Raw genomic sequence first — 15,089 nt, forward strand, 5'->3', positions numbered from 1 at the left:
GGTGTTGCAAACCTGTTTTGGCCCGCATTGCTTCTCCCCCCCCCATTATCCCGGCGGGGGGCGGGCCCGCACCCCCGCCACGTCGACGAAGGTGACGATGGGAATGGAAAAACAGTCGCAGAAGCGCACGAAGCGCGCCGCCTTGCGGCTTGCGTCGGAATCGAGCACGCCGGCCAGCACCATCGGCTGGTTGGCGACGAAGCCGACGGTACGGCCCTCGACGCGGCCAAACCCGGTGACGATGTTCTTGGCGAAGTTCTGCTGGATCTCGAAGAAGTCGCCTTCGTCGGCAACTTTGAGGATCAACTCCTTGATATCATAGGGCTTGTTGGCGTTGTCCGGGATCAGCCGGTCGAGCGACAGATCATGGTCGGTGACCGACTGATAGCATTCGACCTCCGGAAGCTCCGACGTGTTGGACGCCGGCAGCAGATCGACCAGCCGGCGCATCTGCAACAGCGCCTCGACGTCATTGTCGTAGGCGCCATCGGCGATCGAGGATTTGGTCGTGTGGACGGACGCGCCGCCAAGGCTCTCGGCCGTCACCGTCTCGTTGGTTACGGTCTTCACCACATCCGGCCCGGTGACGAACATATAAGAGGTGTCGCGCACCATGAAGATGAAGTCGGTCATCGCAGGCGAATAGACGTCGCCGCCGGCGCACGGCCCCATGATCACGGAAATCTGCGGTATGACGCCGGAGGCCAGCACGTTGCGCTGAAAGATCTCGGCATAGCCGCCAAGCGCCGCCACGCCTTCCTGGATGCGGGCGCCTCCGGCATCGTAGAGACCGATGATCGGCGCGCGGTTGCGCAACGCCATCTCTTGCACCTTGATGACCTTTTCGGCATGCGCCTCCGACAGTGAGCCGCCGAAGACGGTAAAGTCCTTGGCGAAGAGATAGACCGGACGGCCATTGACCGTGCCCCAGCCGGTGACGACGCCATCGCCTGCGATCTTGGTCTTCTCCATGCCGAAATCGGTCGAGCGATGCTCGACATACATGTCGAACTCCTCGAACGAGCCTTCGTCGAGAAAGACCTCGATACGTTCGCGCGCCGTCAGCTTGCCCTTCTTGTGCTGGGCGTCGATGCGGGTCTGGCCGCCGCCCATGCGGGCGATCTCGCGGCGGCGCTCGAGTTCCTTCAGCACATCCTTCATCGCTCGGTCTCCAGAAATGGAAGCTGCATTTGTGGTAATGATGCCTGCAGGCGTGTGCAAGCGCCGCTTTCGGCCTCGATTATTGCGCTGCAACATGTGGCCCCTTGTATTCCGGAGCGAACTCAGCCATATGCAGCCCATAGGCGCTTGGGCCGGAGATTCCGGCCTTCTCGACAAATGAGACTGGTTGCGTCTGTTTTCCCTCTTTCCGGTATATCGGCCCCTCTTTCCGATACATCACGAAGTGGCGAAAGAGTCCCGTGGCATGACGCCTGCGGGCACGACAGCGCAGCCGAGTGGACGTTTCCGTCCGCCCGCCTTGTCGTTTCATATCAAATTTTCGACGGCAGGTTGCGCCCTGCCGCCATCGATATTTGCGGCCAAGACCGCGTGAAAGAAGACTATTTTGACCAACGAAAACACCTCAGCCGGTAACGCTATCTCGACCGGCAACACTGCGGAGCTCACCGGTTTCGCAGCCCTTGGAATTACGGGCGCGCTGCTCAAGGCGACGCATGGCGCCGGCTTCACCGAGCCGAAGCCGATCCAGACGCAGGCGATCCCGCCGCAGATGGAAGGCCGTGATATCTTCGGCATCGCCCAGACCGGCTCCGGCAAGACCGCTGCCTTCGCGCTGCCGATCCTGTCGAAGATCATCGCGCTCGGCACCAAGCGCCGAGCCAAGACCACTCGTGCGCTGATCCTGGCGCCGACGCGCGAACTCGCCGTCCAGATCGAGGACACCATCAAGATCCTCGCCAAGGGCGCGCATGTCTCGACCGCTCTCGTGCTTGGCGGCGTCTCGCGCTTCAGCCAGGTGAAGAAGGTCGCTCCCGGCGTCGACATCCTGATCGCCACGCCCGGCCGCCTGACCGACCTGGTGCGCGAGGGCGACTTGATTCTCTCCGACACCAAATGGCTGGTGCTGGACGAGGGCGACCGCATGCTCGATATGGGCTTCATCAACGACGTCAAGCGGATCGCCAAGGCGACCGCGCCCGACCGTCAGACGGTGCTGTTCTCGGCCACCATGCCCAACGAAATCGCCGAGCTGGCGAAGGGCCTGTTGAAGAACCCGATCCGCGTCGAAGTCGCGCCGCAGAGCACCGCTGCTGCCGAAATCGTGCAGGGCGTTGTCTTTGCTCGCACAAAGCAGAAGCGCCAGGTGCTGTCGACGATGCTCGCCGACGAAGCGATGAAGTCCGTCATCATCTTTTCGCGCACCAAACATGGCGCCGACCGGGTGACCAAGGACCTCGAACGCGACGGCTTCAAGGCCGCCGTCATCCACGGCAACAAGTCGCAGAACGCCCGCCAGAAGGCGCTCAACGATTTCCGCGAGGGCTCGGTGCGCATTCTCGTGGCTACCGACATCGCGGCGCGCGGCATCGACGTCCCCGGCATCAGCCATGTGGTGAATTTCGATCTGCCGGATGAGGCCGAAAGCTATGTCCACCGCATCGGCCGTACCGGCCGTAACGGCATGGACGGCATCGCCATCACGCTTTGCGATCCTTCCGAAAACAGCAAGCTGCGTCAGGTCGAGCGCATCATCCGCAGCAAGCTGCCGATCGTTGCCGACCATCTCGGCAGCCCCGATCCGGTGCGCAATCCGGCCGAAAAGAACGAGCGCTTCGAGCCCGCCAATGATCGCAACGACCGCAATGGCCGTCGCGACGGCAGGCGGCCCGGTGGCCAGAACAACGGCTTCGCCAAGAAGCGTTTTGGTGACAAGCCGGCTTTTGCGGGTGCAAGCGAGCGCAAGCCGGAAGGCGCCAAGGCCTTCAAGGGCAACAACAAGCGCCGCTTCGGCGGCAAGCGGCCCGCGGCGCGGGCTGCGTGATCAGACGAACCGGTCAGGCTCGTCGAGCCTGGCTTGATTGCTGACGATTGTATATGAGGACGGCCGGGGCAATGCTTCGGCCGTCCTTTTCGTTTAGGGCTGCGCGGTAATTGCCTTCACCCACACGACGATCCGCTGCGCCAGGAAAGCCGTGGTCGAGGGCGACAGCGCGTCGCCGGCAATGACGTGGTCGTCGGGATCGCCATTGTCGTCGACGGGCACCAGTTCATGCGGTGCGCCCCAGCGGCCGGCGATTTCGCGGGTGCGATCCTGGCGCACCACCTTGTCGGAATCCGAGAAGATGAACAGCGCCGGTATGGTTGCCTTCTCCACAGGCGCTGCGTAGGCAAGGTTGGTCAGCGCCGCCATCGGTAGCACGGCTGCCATTGGATATGTGTGCGTCCAGAGTTTCTCGTGCAGCGCGTTGCGGGTCGGAAAGCTGCGCTCCTTGCCGCCGACGAACTCGGCGATCTGCCTGCCCCAGGGCATGGTCAGCAGCTCGGCGCCTGAAGCCCTGATGCCGAAATTCGGCGAGATGAATGCGATTGCAGCGACGCCGTCCGATGCGCCAGGCTCGGTCGCCGCCCATGCCGCCAGCGAGCCACCGGTCGAGGTGCCGACGACGATGACTTTGTCACCGATGGCCCGGCCGATGGCGAGCGCCTCCTCATAGTCGTTGATCCAGGCATTGACGCTGCCTTGCGCCATAGCAGCGCCGTCCTGACCATGACCGGTGAGGCGGGTGTAGAAAAGGTTGGCGTCGAGTTGGTCGGCGACCTCGTCGGCCAGCGGGCGAACCTCGCCCTTCGATGCCGAAAAGCCATGGATATAGACGATCGCCAATGGCGTCCTGGCGTGAACCATCGGATCGGCCCAGATGATTTCTTTCTCGAGGGCGTCGCGGACGTTGGGCACGGTAGCCTCTTCACGCGCGATATACGCTTGCGGATCGTCGCCGATCACCTTGGGGTCGAAGCTGATTGTTGTGTCGACGGGAACGCGCGGACCAAGCAGGAGGGCCAGGACAAGGATGATGACGACGCCCAGCACCGCAAGCACGATCCGTCGCCCCATCTCAGACTCCACAACAATTCTAAAGCCTATGGCGGCCGGTGCAGTCAGGCAACAGCCGGGCTGTGGACAGCTATTCGTTCGGCGGCTTGCGGTCGAAATTCAGCGGCCGCCCTGTCCAGCGGGTCGCCGTGCTGATGAACCACCGGCAGACTGGCCTTGGCAGCAGTGCCAGCAGCTTCAGCCCCCAGCTCAGCCGGTGAGGGAAGGTGACCTCGAAGCCGCCATGCTCGATGCCGCGCAGCATGCGGCGCGAGGCGCGGTTGACCGGCATCAGTCCCGGCATCGGCAGCATGTTCTTTTCGGTCAGCGGCGTGTCGATGAAGCCCGGGTTCATCACCTGGATGCGTACATTCATCTTGTCGAAATCGTATTTCAGCGACTCGGCCAAGATGTTGATCGCCGCCTTCGAGCCGCCATAGGCCGCCGTGGTCGGCCAGCCGAAATAGGCGGTGACCGACCCGACAAGCACGATATGGCCGCGCGCACGGATGCGCATGCGCTCCATGAGCGGGACGATGCCATTGATGATACCGAAATAGTTGACCTCGAAGGTCTGGCGAAAGTCGCGGACCCTGAGGTCTTCGCCGGGCGTGGCGATGTAGTTGCCGGCGTTGAAGACGGCGAGCACGATCGGGCCGAGCTCCTTTTCGATCGCCGCCACCGTGCTTGCCATGCGCGGCTCATCGGTGACGTCGCAAGGGTAGGCGACGACACGTCCCGGCATCTGCGCAGTCTCGACGATGAGCGCGTCGAGTGGGTCGCCGTCGAGTGCGGTGACCGCGACGACAAAGCCCTTTGCCGCGAGGTCCTTTGCCAGCGCACGGCCGATGCCGCTGCTGCCGCCGGTTATCCAGGCGACGCCGTGCTTCGGGTTGGCCCGGTAAAGTGTCATTCTGCGCCCTGCCGATCTGTCATTAGTGCTCTAGCGGTGAAAAAATCGAATGAAAAGAGCGCTTTTCCGTCCTGGTTGAAATGATCGTCATCGCGCGTTGTCCGGCCGCGGGAGATTGCAGTGCCCGAAATGCGACTGGACCAGGCGAATTCTTACCTTGAAACGCACGCTTCGGGTTTCTAGGGTCTCGCCGCAGCTACATAAGGAATCCCGGATGCCCCGTTCTGTGATCGAAGCGATCGGCAACACGCCCCTGATCCGCCTCAACAAGGCCTCGGAGCAGACCGGCTGCGAGATCCTGGGCAAGGCCGAGTTCATGAACCCCGGCCAGTCGGTCAAGGATCGCGCAGGCCTGTTCATCATCCGCGACGCCGAACAGCGCGGGCTGTTGAAGCCGGGCGGGGTCATCGTCGAAGGCACGGCAGGCAATACCGGCATTGGCCTGACGCTGGTTGCCAAGGCGCTGGGCTATCGCACAGTGATCGTCATTCCCGACACCCAGAGCCAGGAAAAGAAGGACACGATCAAGCTGCTTGGCGCCGAGCTGATCGAAGTGCCGGCGGTGCCTTACAAGAACCCCAACAACTACGTGAAACTGTCGGGGCGGCTAGCCGAGCAGATGGCGAGGTCGGAGCCGAACGGCGCGATCTGGGCCAACCAGTTCGACAACGTTGCCAATCGCGACGGCCATATCCGCACCACGGCGGAAGAAATCTGGACGCAGACCGGCGGCAAGGTCGATGGTTTCGTCTCGGCGGTGGGTTCGGGCGGAACGCTGGCCGGCGTCGCCTTCGGGCTGAAGGCCAGGAGCAGCAACGTCAAGATCGCGCTCGCCGATCCGCTAGGTGCGGCGCTCTATTCCTTCTACACCAGTGGCGAATTGAAGTCCGACGGCAGCTCGATCACCGAAGGGATAGGGCAGGGGCGCATCACGGCAAATCTCGATGGGTTCACGCCGGACTTCTCGTTCCAGGTGCCGGACGAGGAAGCGCTGCCGATCGTCTTCGAGCTGATCCAGGAAGAAGGCCTGTGCGTCGGCGGTTCGACCGGCATCAACATTGCCGGCGCGATACGGCTGGCGCGCGAGCTTGGCCCCGGCCACACCATCGTGACCATCCTTGCCGACTATGGCACGCGCTACCAGTCGAAGCTGTTCAACCCGGAATTCCTGCGCGAGAAGAACCTGCCGGTGCCGGGCTGGATGGATGAGCGCAGCGCAATTTCGGTGCCGTATGAGAAGGTCGCCTGATGGCGCACAGAACAGAAGCGCTGTTTCGCGACGACGCCTATCTCAGAGCGGCTGACGCCACTGTTGTCGCCATCAACGAGCGCGGCGGCATCATTCTCGACCGGACCATCTTCTATGCCACATCGGGCGGCCAGCCTGGCGATACCGGCACATTAGAGCGCGCCGACGGCAGCCGCATCGCCATTGCCGCCACCATCACCGGCGAGACCAAGGACGAGATCATCCATGTACCGGCGCCGGAGCAGCCGGCACCCGAGGTCGGCGAGCGGGTGAAACTCGCCATCGACTGGGAGCGGCGGCATCTCCTGATGCGCATGCACGCAGCTTGCCATTTGCTCACCGTAGTCTGTCCGTTTCCGATTACCGGTGCTGCGGTTTCCGAAGATGACAGCCGCGTCGACTTCGACGCTCCCGATGCCGGCTTCACGAGGGAAGACGTCACCGCCGGGCTGATGGAGCTGGTGCGAGCCGATCATCCGATCTTCATCAGGCTGATCACCGACGAGGATCTGGCAGCCAATCCTGGCCTGGTGAAATCCAAGAATGTCCGGCCGCCCGCCGGCACCGGCAAGATCCGCCTGGTCTGCATCGGCGACAACGCTTCGATCGACAGCCAGCCCTGCGGCGGCACCCATGTCAAAAGCACCGGCGAAGTCGGTGAAATCCATATCGGCAAGATCGAGAAGAAGGGCCGCGAAAACCGGCGTTTTCGCATTCGCTTCGGACCAATGCCGGCGAATTAGGGTCAAATAGCACGTGGCCTCTATGTTGCTCAGCCGGTCTGAGACACCTTGGCTTAACCAAGGTGTCGGAAACTGGACGGTGATCGCTCAACCCATGCTTCGATCTGCTCGGTGACAAACTTGGCTGCTTGATGGTGGATGAAGTGGCCAGCCCCGGGCAAAGCAATCACGGCGGTAACGTTGTCGACTTCTCGGAAGGTCCCGTCAAAAGCGCTTGACGGCACATAGGGATCGTCGGAGCCAAACAGCACAAGGGTCGGCGCCTTGACCAAAGGCAGCTGGCCCAGATCCGGCACCCTGCCAAGCGGTATGTTGGCCCTGTAGTAGCCCAGCATCGCTTCCGGATCGGATCGCCTGAGCGAATCTGTCAGGGCCTGCCTGTCCTGCGGATCGGCGACCCAGGTGGCGAGTTTGTCGATGTCCAGCATCTGGGTGGCGCCCGGGACCTGGAAGCCACGTACATATCCGATGATCTCGGCATTGGCCGGATCGGCGACCGCACGCAGATAGTTGCGGGGGTGCGGTGCCGACAGCAGGATGAGATGGCGCACGACCTGCGGCACGCGTACGGCCAGCCACCATGCGATGATGCCACCCCAGTCATGGCCGACAATAGCGGCCTGGGTCAGCTTTTCCGCTGCAAGAACAGCCAGCACGTCGTTGACCAGGTGGGTCAGCGCATAGTTGCCATGGCCTTGTGGTCCATCGCTTTGTCCGAAGCCCCTCAGGTCCGGCGCGATCACCCGATATCGGTCGCAGAGCGCTTGCATCTGCCGGCGCCAGCCCATTCCGTGATCCGGAATGCCATGCAGAAACACAATCGGCGGGCCTGAGCCCGCCGCTGTGTAGTGCAGTTTGACGTTGCCATTGACGGCAACCCTAGATTCAAACGCCACTTCCTGTTCCGTCAATTGCAATCCATTCGAAGCAGTAGACCGAGTTGGGAGGCTCGAACCGCCGGCCTACATCTTGACTTCGAGGCGCAGGAACGGGCCGTTGAATGTCTGGGTGCTCTTGTCCGCCATCTCAAGCAGATTGTGCCACTGTTCGACCCGATAGCCTGCGGTGAACGTGGTATCTTCCCACGGTTTGAAAGTCACGCCACCGGAAAGGTCTATGCTGGTAACAACCTTGTTGGAATGCTGGCTTTCGCTGACGTTGATATCTGGATCAGGAGTAGGATCGCTTGGATCGCTCTCATGTTCGTGGAGGCTAAACTTGTCCGTCCGTCGGCCCCACATAGCCGAGCCCGAAACCGCACCGGTAAGACCCCACGTCTCACCCAGCGGATAGTAGACTTCGGCGCCGAGGCGCGGACCGATGCCGTAGAACTCGGATGAGCCAAGCTTGTCAGCGTTGCCGCCCTTGTCGGCCGGATCATTGGGAGTGGCGCTCACATTGAAATTCAGCTTCTCCTTGGAGTGCAGCAAGCGCAGACCGCCGAAGAACCGGATGTCGGCGCCCTGCGCCTCGACATGCTTGCCGATATCGAAGTCGAGCGTCTGGAAATTGTAGCTGTTGCCGAACGACAGGCCGATGACGCCGCCACTTTGCGGGACATTCAGACTAAAGTCGTTGTCCTGGCCGGCGTGAAAAGTACCAGCGAGCCTCCAGTCCACATCCGAAGAAATCGCTTTGGTGAGCGCCACTGATCCGTAGAGATCGCCGAAATCATTGCCACTGCCGAGCTTGTCGCTGGTATCGCCAAGCTTGTCGACGTTGGATTGATAGACCGCGCCTTCGAAGGCAATCTTGATGCGGGAATCGACCACTGCAGGATCGGTTACCTGTGCATCGGCGGCATGAGCCGCGACCACACCAACTGATGTCACCGAAGCGGCAGACGCTGCAACCGTAGCAAGAAGCTTACTTGAAACCTGATTTCGCATTTTTCCCCGCCTGGAATCGATCTGAATTGATATTAGCCCACTCGCACACTACCGCAGCGGCACCTTTCGTCATAGCTGCCATAATCATTTATCGGGCAGTGTTACGCGTTTGCCACAGAACCCGTTTTATCTCTGCGAATCGAATGTGATAGCGTAGGAGTTTCTGGTCGAGATGTCGGCGCTGGCCGCCTGGTGTCTACGGCTGCGCGGGGGGCATCGATGGACGACCGGATACAAATCGAAAGCGTTCTCAACAACCTCGTCTATGCGCTTTTTGCTCATGGCGGGCAGGCGGAAACGAGTGGTCGGCCCAGCGACTTCGGCAACATGGTTGTCTTTGACAATCCGGAAGCCGTCGACACAATCGTCAAGGCGCCGGAGCTCTTTCGGAAGAACTTCTCCCTGATCTCGGCGCTCGGTTTCAGCCGTTTCAACACGAACGATCAGGATTGGTCGGTCCGGCGTACCATCACCCAGGACGTCTATTTGGCGGCCGCCAAGCCGGCGCAGCAGCACCCCGTTGCGGAAATCTTCGCCACCTGTCTGTCCAGTAGCGACGCCACGCTACCAGCCATCCAGCAATCGTTGTTCGCCGCGTCGATGACCATATTTTACAGGGCTTTCGGCCTTGTTCCCGATATGGCGGCGACGCTGTTGCTGCTCGACAGGGTCCGCGACGTTCTGAGGCGTCTCCAATATTATTCCTGGGTGACGCCGACGACCGCCGAACGTGGGAACGCTATCCAGGACGCTCGCGCGGTGGTCGCCGATTTCGCATCGCTGCTGATGGCGGATCCCCGCGCCGCTGCGGAGATGGACCGCTTTAGAAGCGAAGCCACAGATATCGAAGGCTTCTCGCCGGTGGAGGAGTTTGTCATGAACTTCTTCGCAGGCGTCGAGACATCGGTGACGACCGCACTTTGGGTGATCGATCGACTGGGGGCAAACCAGCAGGTGCAAGACCGTATCCATGCCGAGGTTCTCTCGGGCGATGCGCAGACGCCGTATACCGATTGCATGATCAACGAAACGATGCGCTTTTTCCCTCCGATTCCGTTCCTGACCCGGGAAGTCGGTGCCGATACGGTTCTCGAAGGTCGGCGTCTCTACGCCGGACAATTGATCATGGTGTCGATCGTCGGCGTGCACCAGAACCCGGCTTTCTGGTCAAACCCGCGTGTCTTCGATGCCAGCCGGAAGGAGTTCCTCGACAACAGCTTTGATCGGAGGGCCTTCATTCCTTTCCTCACCGGACCGCGCATGTGCGGTGGCGCACGTCTCGGCCGGCTGGAAGTTCGGGAGGCAGTCCTTGCCATTGTGCGCCAGTTTGCTTTTAGCCGGGCCGACGATGTCATCCGGTTCGACTATGCGCTGGCACTGCGCCCGGCGCAGGGTGCCTCCGTCAGTGTTTCGCGTCGATGAAACGCAGGGTCAGGCATGGTCCTGCCAAAACCGAGCGACATAGTCCCCAAATTGCCTTTTGATCATCGCCTTGAGTTCGGCATCATGCGCATAGCGCGCACCCGTCGATACGGCTTTTGATTTCAACTCGAAACCTGGGAACCAGTTGCTCATCGTGGCGGAAACGTTTTCCTGCTGGTTGGCGATGAAGTCCTCGTAGCAGACCTCAGCCACTCTGCTCTGATCAAGGGTGTTCAGGTAATTTTTCCACCTGATTTCGCTGTCGAAAATATGTTGGGCGGTATCCCTGGCAACCCTCTCGGTCAAAATTGTCACCTTGGGGATTCCAGGCAGCGTCTCCCGACTGTCGAACGGCTGGCCAGTATGGAGCATCGAAAGCAGGCTTATGGTTTGATCCACCTTGTTTCTTCTTGAGAGGAAGACATAGAACGAGTTGCCGTCGTCGTTGCCGATTGAATTGCGTGCGAATGGCAGGTTTTCAAAAAAGATCTTGGCGGCGAACACACCGTTCTCAGTCCTTTTCGCCAGGAGCTGGCGACCATAGGCCATTGCCCGCTCGTTGAGTTTTTCAAGATCAATTGTGTTGTCGGCCGACCAGCGTATCATCAGCGGCAAGGCATACTGCCACTGAAAATACTCGGTTGGGATTCCCAAGCCGAACTGTTGCAAGGTTTGGCAATAGGAATGCCCGGCCGTTCGCGGAGTGGTGCAAATCAGGATCTTGGCGGGATTTTCGGTTGAGCTTTGGCGATCATAGGTCGCCGAGATGTATTCACTGTACAAATCGTCGAAATGCATATCCGGAACCAACCCACAATCACACGCCAGATTTAGGCCGCAGACAGGAACCCCAGGATGAGCAGAGCCTGGTCCAGCGTCATCAGCGATGGCGGATCGCCAGCATCGATGTTGTCGACAAGCCACAGATCAGGCCGTGCGAGCCGTGTGCGCTCGATGGCCTGCCGGTCGACGAATTGGCTGTCGCGGCCGTACATCAACAGAACGCGGGCGTCGATCTTGGCAGCGATTGGGAAAAGATCGTATTGGCGGCCGGTCAGTGCGCCAAAATTTCCCGTCGTTGCGGGGTCATAGGCGAGCCGGAAGCCCTCGGGACCGGCTGCGATCCGGTTCTCCACATAGCGATTGAACACTGCGTCCTCGACCGGCCCCATGAGGGATCTGGTGGTGGCCAGATAGTCCTTGGCAGCCGCACGGCTCTCAAATTTAAGCGCACTTTCCTTCATGACGGCTTCTCTAATAGCGTCGACCTTAGGCCCGCCGAGCATTGGAACGTCGTTGAGAACGATTTTCGTGGCCTTGGAGCGAGTCATGTGCAGAAACAACAGCAAGATCGTGCCGCCCCACGAAGTGCCGATGAAGTGGTTCTCCGTGCCGGCGAACTCGCCAAGCGCGCGCAGGCACTTGGAATAGACGTTGATGTCGTAGCCGGAGCCCAGATAGGCGCTACGCCCGCGCCCCAACAGGTCTGGGCAGACAACCAGGAAACCATTGCGGCACAAGAATGTGGCGAGGTAGTTAAAATCGGCACCATTGCCGGTGAAGCCGTGAAGGCAGAAAACTGTGGCGTGAGGCGTGCCGGCTGGCCGCCAGATGCGCACGAACATTGCGGCATACCGGTCATCCAGCCGGATAAGTATTTCTTGCGTCAGTGCCTCGGCAGGCTTGGCCGAACTCATCAGATGTCGCGCTTGCGGACGGCACGCTTGACCGAGCCGCGGTTGTCAATGAAGTCGCGTTTCCAGAACACCGACTTGTCAAGGTTTATGAGCTTGGCGTTCTTGATAAGTGGCAGGATATGGGACGAAGACCGCGTCGCCAGCACCGTGACGGCGGTAGCGTCGCCGCCGGGAAAAGGATTGAGCGGACCGCCATTCTTCGCCCATGCCTCCGCTATCTCGCGACTGGTCTGGATCCATCCAACGTAGGCCACGATAACGTCGTCGATCGAGCCGATCATATGTGTCTGCTGATCCATTTGATAGCGTAGCGTCTTCACCATCAAGCCGAATTCGTAACCATCGAAAGGCGGATAGTGTGCAAGAAAATTGCAAACAAGCCCGAGCGAAGCCGGATTGCTCGGAGTTCGGGAAAACAAGAGATTGCTCATGTCGAGATTTTATTGACCCCGCCCATCCCAGATCATAACCATCACTCCGTACTCGCGACGAAACACGAAAACAATCAGAATCAACACACTGCTGCGGCTGACTACGTCGTGCGCTCGCTGCGCATTCAGATTGTCGGGCCAAACAGGATCCGGAACCGAATGGCCGCCAAAATATAGTAGTCGGCCAACAAGGCAGGAGAACAACGATGGCCGATGACAGCCCTTTCACAGTCGATGCGGACTGGTTGCAGAGCCGTCTTGGCGAGCCCGGCCTGACGATCGTCGATGCATCCTGGTATCTGCCGGCGCAGAAGCGCGATGCGCGCGCCGAGTATGAGGCAGCGCATATTCCGGGTGCGCGCTTCTTCGACCAGGATGCGGCCTCGGACCCAGATGCCAAGCTGCCGCACACGCTGCCTTCGCCGCAGCATTTCGCGCAATATGTCGGCGCCATGGGTATTTCGGCCGACGACACCATCGTCGTCTATGACGGTCCGGGCTTCTTGTCGGCGCCGCGCGCCTGGTGGATGTTCCGTGTCATGGGCGTGTTCCAGGTCTACGTGCTGGATGGCGGCTTCGACCGCTGGAAGGCGGCCGGCCGGCCGGTGACGGCGGAGCCGACCAAGATCGCGCCAAACGTGTTCCACGCAGATTTCGACGCCGCCCGCGTCGCCAGCCTAGCCGACATGCGTCGCATCGTCCAAACGAAAGAAAGCCAGATTGCCGACGCCCGTGGCGCCGGCCGTTTCACCGGCACCGAGCCTGAGCCTCGCGCCGGCGTTCGCTCCGGCCACATGCCCGGCGCGCACAATTTGCCTTATTCGGCGCTGTCACAGAATGGCGCGCTGTTGTCGAAGGACCAGTTGCGCAAGGCCGTTGAGGGTGCCGGTATCGATCTGTCGAAACCGGTCGTCACCTCTTGCGGTTCCGGCATAACGGCGGCCGTCGTCACTCTGGCGCTGGAGACGCTCGGTCACACCGACAACCGGCTCTATGACGGCTCATGGACGGAATGGGGCGGGCTGGCAGACACGCCTGTGGTGACGGGCAAGGAATGATGGCGATGGAAAATGGCGCGCTGGACGACATCGAGGTTACGGTCACGTTTCTGGAAATGCATGTGCCGCCGGCCTGTTCGCCGCCGTTGCCCTACAACAGGCAGATCGCGCTGCTCAGGACCAAGGACATTCCGCTGCATTTCTACCGCTATCTGATGGATCGGGTCGGACGCAAATGGCACTGGGTCAATGTGCTGAGGCTGGACGATGACGAGCTTGCCGCCGGCATCCACCGCGAGGACCGCGACATCAGGGTGCTTTATCTCGACGGCGCGCCGGCCGGGTTCTTCGACCTCAAGCCGCATTTGCCAGAGGAAGTCGAACTCGCTTATTTCGGCATGATGGAACATGCGACCGGGCAAGGCATCGGCCGTTGGTTCCTCGGTGCGGCGATCGCCGCAGCATGGTCGTATGGGCCGAAACGGGTAACGGTGCAGACCTGCACGCTCGACCATCCGGCTGCCTTGCCGCTCTACCAGAAGCTCGGTTTTGCGCCGGTGGCGCAAAAGAAGGAGACCGTGCATCCGCTGTCGTTCGCCGAGCGCTCGGCCAGCGTCATGCGGCCGTGACTTTCTCCGACTGAAGGCCGAACCGACCGTTCACGGCGAGGAATTCCTGCTCGTGCGGACCCAGGACGAGAACTGGCGCAGCCGCCGGGTGACGCTGCGCCGCTTCGACGATTTCATCCGATGAGCCGGCGCGGGACCTGCCCAATGCCGAAGCAGTCCGGCCTGAGACTGGCCGGGCTGCTGACAGTTGACAGGAATCGGGTGGGAAGCACCTCGGCGGGGGCATAATTTCCGGTCAACCACACCGGAGATTTAGCCATGACCGTCCAGTTCAAAGCCTTGCCGACAGAAGATGTGAGAGCGCTGCAGCGCGGCGGGCCGGACGCTTACGGGCAAACGCCGGAGCGGAAGGTTTCAGATGGCGACGGGGTGCCGTGCCGGCATTGCCTGAGAAACGTCGCCGAAGGCGATGGCTATCTGATCATGGCCTATCGGCCGTTTCCGGCGTTGCAGCCTTACGCCGAGACAGGACCGATCTTCCTGCATGCGCAGGAATGCGAACGCGCAGCCGAGACGGAAGCGCTTCCAGAGATGCTTGAGAGCAGCGACTATATCGTGCGCGGCTATGGTGCGGATGACTGCATCGTCTATGGCAGCGGCGGCGTCATTCCGACTGGCGGCATTGCGGCGCGGGCAGAGACGCTGTTTGAGCGCGCTAACATCGCCTATGTCCACGTCCGCTCGGCGCGCAACAATTGTTATCAGTGCCGCATCGAGCGTTTCTGACAAAAAGATGCCCGCCGGTGGTCTGGCGGGCAGTTGGGAACCGTGTGACGGCTCGATCCGTCAAGTTGGCACCCTTGTCTGTGCAGGTTTTTCGGATGGCTGATGTGAAACGCTTCACACAGCGCCCGCGACTATCGCCGGCACACGGTGGCGCGCCGACTGGCGGCGAACTGTCGTACTGCCGTCGCATTCATACGTTAAAAGGTCGATGGATTGCCGACCGCGGATGAACCGGCGGGGATCTCGATATCGAGGAAGCGGGGCTTTGGCTCCGCTTTTTGTTGCCGGCGTTTTGCCCGCAAGAAAAAACCCACCGGGATGAGCCGGCGGGCTGA

The 15,089-nt window shown here is 60.9% G+C and carries 14 protein-coding genes and 2 pseudogenes; 8 read left to right on the forward strand and 8 right to left on the reverse strand.

The annotated features are described in order from the left end of the window. Nucleotides 1-72: 72 nt before the first annotated feature. Nucleotides 73-1,161 (reverse strand): annotated as a pseudogene (locus NKJ76_RS28885) (acyl-CoA carboxylase subunit beta); the annotation flags it as partial. Nucleotides 1,162-1,567: 406 nt separating this feature from the next. Here NKJ76_RS28885 and NKJ76_RS28890 point away from each other — a divergent pair. Beyond that, nucleotides 1,568-3,004 carry a DEAD/DEAH box helicase gene (locus NKJ76_RS28890; RefSeq protein ID WP_031246530.1) on the forward strand — a complete coding sequence of 479 codons (1,437 nt, stop codon included), beginning with the start codon at nucleotides 1,568-1,570 and terminating at the stop codon, nucleotides 3,002-3,004. Between the two features lie 93 nt (nucleotides 3,005-3,097). Here the strand turns inward: NKJ76_RS28890 and NKJ76_RS28895 are convergent, their stop codons facing one another. Both NKJ76_RS28895 and NKJ76_RS28900 read right to left on the reverse strand, forming a co-directional pair. Next, nucleotides 3,098-4,078, reverse strand: coding sequence for an alpha/beta hydrolase (locus NKJ76_RS28895; protein WP_023748684.1), 981 nt, complete (start codon nucleotides 4,076-4,078; stop codon nucleotides 3,098-3,100). Between the two features lie 70 nt (nucleotides 4,079-4,148). Then, nucleotides 4,149-4,970 (reverse strand): SDR family oxidoreductase, encoded by an 822-nt coding sequence (locus NKJ76_RS28900; RefSeq protein WP_023748683.1) that lies wholly within the window; start codon nucleotides 4,968-4,970, stop codon nucleotides 4,149-4,151. A gap of 214 nt (nucleotides 4,971-5,184) precedes the next feature. Here NKJ76_RS28900 and NKJ76_RS28905 point away from each other — a divergent pair, with 214 nt between their 5' ends. Continuing rightward, the gene (locus NKJ76_RS28905; RefSeq protein ID WP_023688429.1) at nucleotides 5,185-6,219 is read left to right on the forward strand and encodes a cysteine synthase A; all 1,035 of its coding nucleotides are present in this window, start codon (nucleotides 5,185-5,187) and stop codon (nucleotides 6,217-6,219) included. Further along, entirely contained in the window at nucleotides 6,219-6,962 is a 744-nt protein-coding gene (locus NKJ76_RS28910; RefSeq protein ID WP_023748682.1) for an alanyl-tRNA editing protein, read from the forward strand. Before NKJ76_RS28905 ends, NKJ76_RS28910 begins: the two co-directional genes overlap by 1 nt. A gap of 53 nt (nucleotides 6,963-7,015) precedes the next feature. On the opposite strand, the gene NKJ76_RS28915 is transcribed toward NKJ76_RS28910, so the two are convergent. Both NKJ76_RS28915 and NKJ76_RS28920 read right to left on the reverse strand, forming a co-directional pair. Further along, nucleotides 7,016-7,873, reverse strand: a complete 858-nt coding sequence (locus NKJ76_RS28915; RefSeq protein ID WP_023708490.1) for an alpha/beta fold hydrolase — start codon at nucleotides 7,871-7,873, stop codon at nucleotides 7,016-7,018. 51 nt (nucleotides 7,874-7,924) lie between these two features. Further along, nucleotides 7,925-8,851, reverse strand: coding sequence for an Lpg1974 family pore-forming outer membrane protein (locus tag NKJ76_RS28920; protein ID WP_156932460.1), 927 nt, complete (start codon nucleotides 8,849-8,851; stop codon nucleotides 7,925-7,927). A gap of 219 nt (nucleotides 8,852-9,070) precedes the next feature. Between NKJ76_RS28920 and NKJ76_RS28925 the strand changes: the two genes are divergently transcribed. Beyond that, nucleotides 9,071-10,273, forward strand: a complete 1,203-nt coding sequence (locus tag NKJ76_RS28925; RefSeq protein ID WP_352538951.1) for a cytochrome P450 — start codon at nucleotides 9,071-9,073, stop codon at nucleotides 10,271-10,273. Nucleotides 10,274-10,282: 9 nt separating this feature from the next. On the opposite strand, the gene NKJ76_RS28930 is transcribed toward NKJ76_RS28925, so the two are convergent. Genes NKJ76_RS28930 through NKJ76_RS28940 form a run of 3 tightly spaced genes read right to left on the reverse strand, consistent with a single transcriptional unit; the run spans nucleotide 10,283 to nucleotide 12,401 of the window. After that, entirely contained in the window at nucleotides 10,283-11,071 is a 789-nt protein-coding gene (locus NKJ76_RS28930) for a Stf0 family sulfotransferase (RefSeq protein ID WP_023706529.1), read from the reverse strand. Between the two features lie 32 nt (nucleotides 11,072-11,103). Then, nucleotides 11,104-11,970 carry an alpha/beta hydrolase gene (locus NKJ76_RS28935; protein WP_352538952.1) on the reverse strand — a complete coding sequence of 289 codons (867 nt, stop codon included), beginning with the start codon at nucleotides 11,968-11,970 and terminating at the stop codon, nucleotides 11,104-11,106. After that, nucleotides 11,970-12,401 (reverse strand): hypothetical protein, encoded by a 432-nt coding sequence (locus NKJ76_RS28940; RefSeq protein WP_023672793.1) that lies wholly within the window; start codon nucleotides 12,399-12,401, stop codon nucleotides 11,970-11,972. Before NKJ76_RS28940 ends, NKJ76_RS28935 begins: the two co-directional genes overlap by 1 nt. A gap of 206 nt (nucleotides 12,402-12,607) precedes the next feature. Here NKJ76_RS28940 and sseA point away from each other — a divergent pair, with 206 nt between their 5' ends. The 4 genes and pseudogenes from sseA (at nucleotide 12,608) to NKJ76_RS28960 (ending at nucleotide 14,754) form a co-directional block, all read left to right on the forward strand. Next, a complete protein-coding gene (gene sseA / locus NKJ76_RS28945) occupies nucleotides 12,608-13,459 on the forward strand; it encodes a 3-mercaptopyruvate sulfurtransferase (protein WP_352538953.1) in 852 nt (283 codons plus the stop codon). A 5-nt stretch (nucleotides 13,460-13,464) separates the two neighbouring features. Then, the gene (locus NKJ76_RS28950) at nucleotides 13,465-14,028 is read left to right on the forward strand and encodes a GNAT family N-acetyltransferase (protein WP_352538954.1); all 564 of its coding nucleotides are present in this window, start codon (nucleotides 13,465-13,467) and stop codon (nucleotides 14,026-14,028) included. Nucleotides 14,029-14,047: 19 nt separating this feature from the next. Then, a pseudogene (locus tag NKJ76_RS28955) lies at nucleotides 14,048-14,152 on the forward strand (OmpA family protein); the annotation flags it as partial. 134 nt (nucleotides 14,153-14,286) lie between these two features. Further along, nucleotides 14,287-14,754: a DUF1203 domain-containing protein gene (locus NKJ76_RS28960; protein WP_352538955.1), complete on the forward strand. Its 468-nt coding sequence runs from the start codon at nucleotides 14,287-14,289 to the stop codon at nucleotides 14,752-14,754. The last annotated feature ends 335 nt before the right edge of the window (nucleotides 14,755-15,089 follow it).

Origin of the sequence: Mesorhizobium sp. M0029, assembly GCF_040323735.1 — a bacterium.
In the GTDB taxonomy this organism is placed as follows: Bacteria; Pseudomonadota; Alphaproteobacteria; order Rhizobiales; family Rhizobiaceae; genus Mesorhizobium.

Excerpts from the sequence above, each read along its gene's own strand:
- NKJ76_RS28895 (WP_023748684.1), bottom strand. The coding sequence starts at position 4,078 with ATGGGGCGACGGATCGTGCTTGCGGTGCTGGGCGTCGTCATCATCCTT.
- NKJ76_RS28900 (WP_023748683.1), bottom strand. The coding sequence starts at position 4,970 with ATGACACTTTACCGGGCCAACCCGAAGCACGGCGTCGCCTGGATAACC.
- NKJ76_RS28905 (WP_023688429.1), top strand. The coding sequence starts at position 5,185 with ATGCCCCGTTCTGTGATCGAAGCGATCGGCAACACGCCCCTGATCCGC.
- NKJ76_RS28910 (WP_023748682.1), top strand. The coding sequence starts at position 6,219 with ATGGCGCACAGAACAGAAGCGCTGTTTCGCGACGACGCCTATCTCAGA.
- NKJ76_RS28920 (WP_156932460.1), bottom strand. The coding sequence starts at position 8,851 with ATGCGAAATCAGGTTTCAAGTAAGCTTCTTGCTACGGTTGCAGCGTCT.
- NKJ76_RS28925 (WP_352538951.1), top strand. The coding sequence starts at position 9,071 with ATGGACGACCGGATACAAATCGAAAGCGTTCTCAACAACCTCGTCTAT.
- NKJ76_RS28930 (WP_023706529.1), bottom strand. The coding sequence starts at position 11,071 with ATGCATTTCGACGATTTGTACAGTGAATACATCTCGGCGACCTATGAT.
- NKJ76_RS28935 (WP_352538952.1), bottom strand. The coding sequence starts at position 11,970 with ATGAGTTCGGCCAAGCCTGCCGAGGCACTGACGCAAGAAATACTTATC.
- NKJ76_RS28940 (WP_023672793.1), bottom strand. The coding sequence starts at position 12,401 with ATGAGCAATCTCTTGTTTTCCCGAACTCCGAGCAATCCGGCTTCGCTC.
- sseA (WP_352538953.1), top strand. The coding sequence starts at position 12,608 with ATGGCCGATGACAGCCCTTTCACAGTCGATGCGGACTGGTTGCAGAGC.
- NKJ76_RS28950 (WP_352538954.1), top strand. The coding sequence starts at position 13,465 with ATGGAAAATGGCGCGCTGGACGACATCGAGGTTACGGTCACGTTTCTG.
- NKJ76_RS28960 (WP_352538955.1), top strand. The coding sequence starts at position 14,287 with ATGACCGTCCAGTTCAAAGCCTTGCCGACAGAAGATGTGAGAGCGCTG.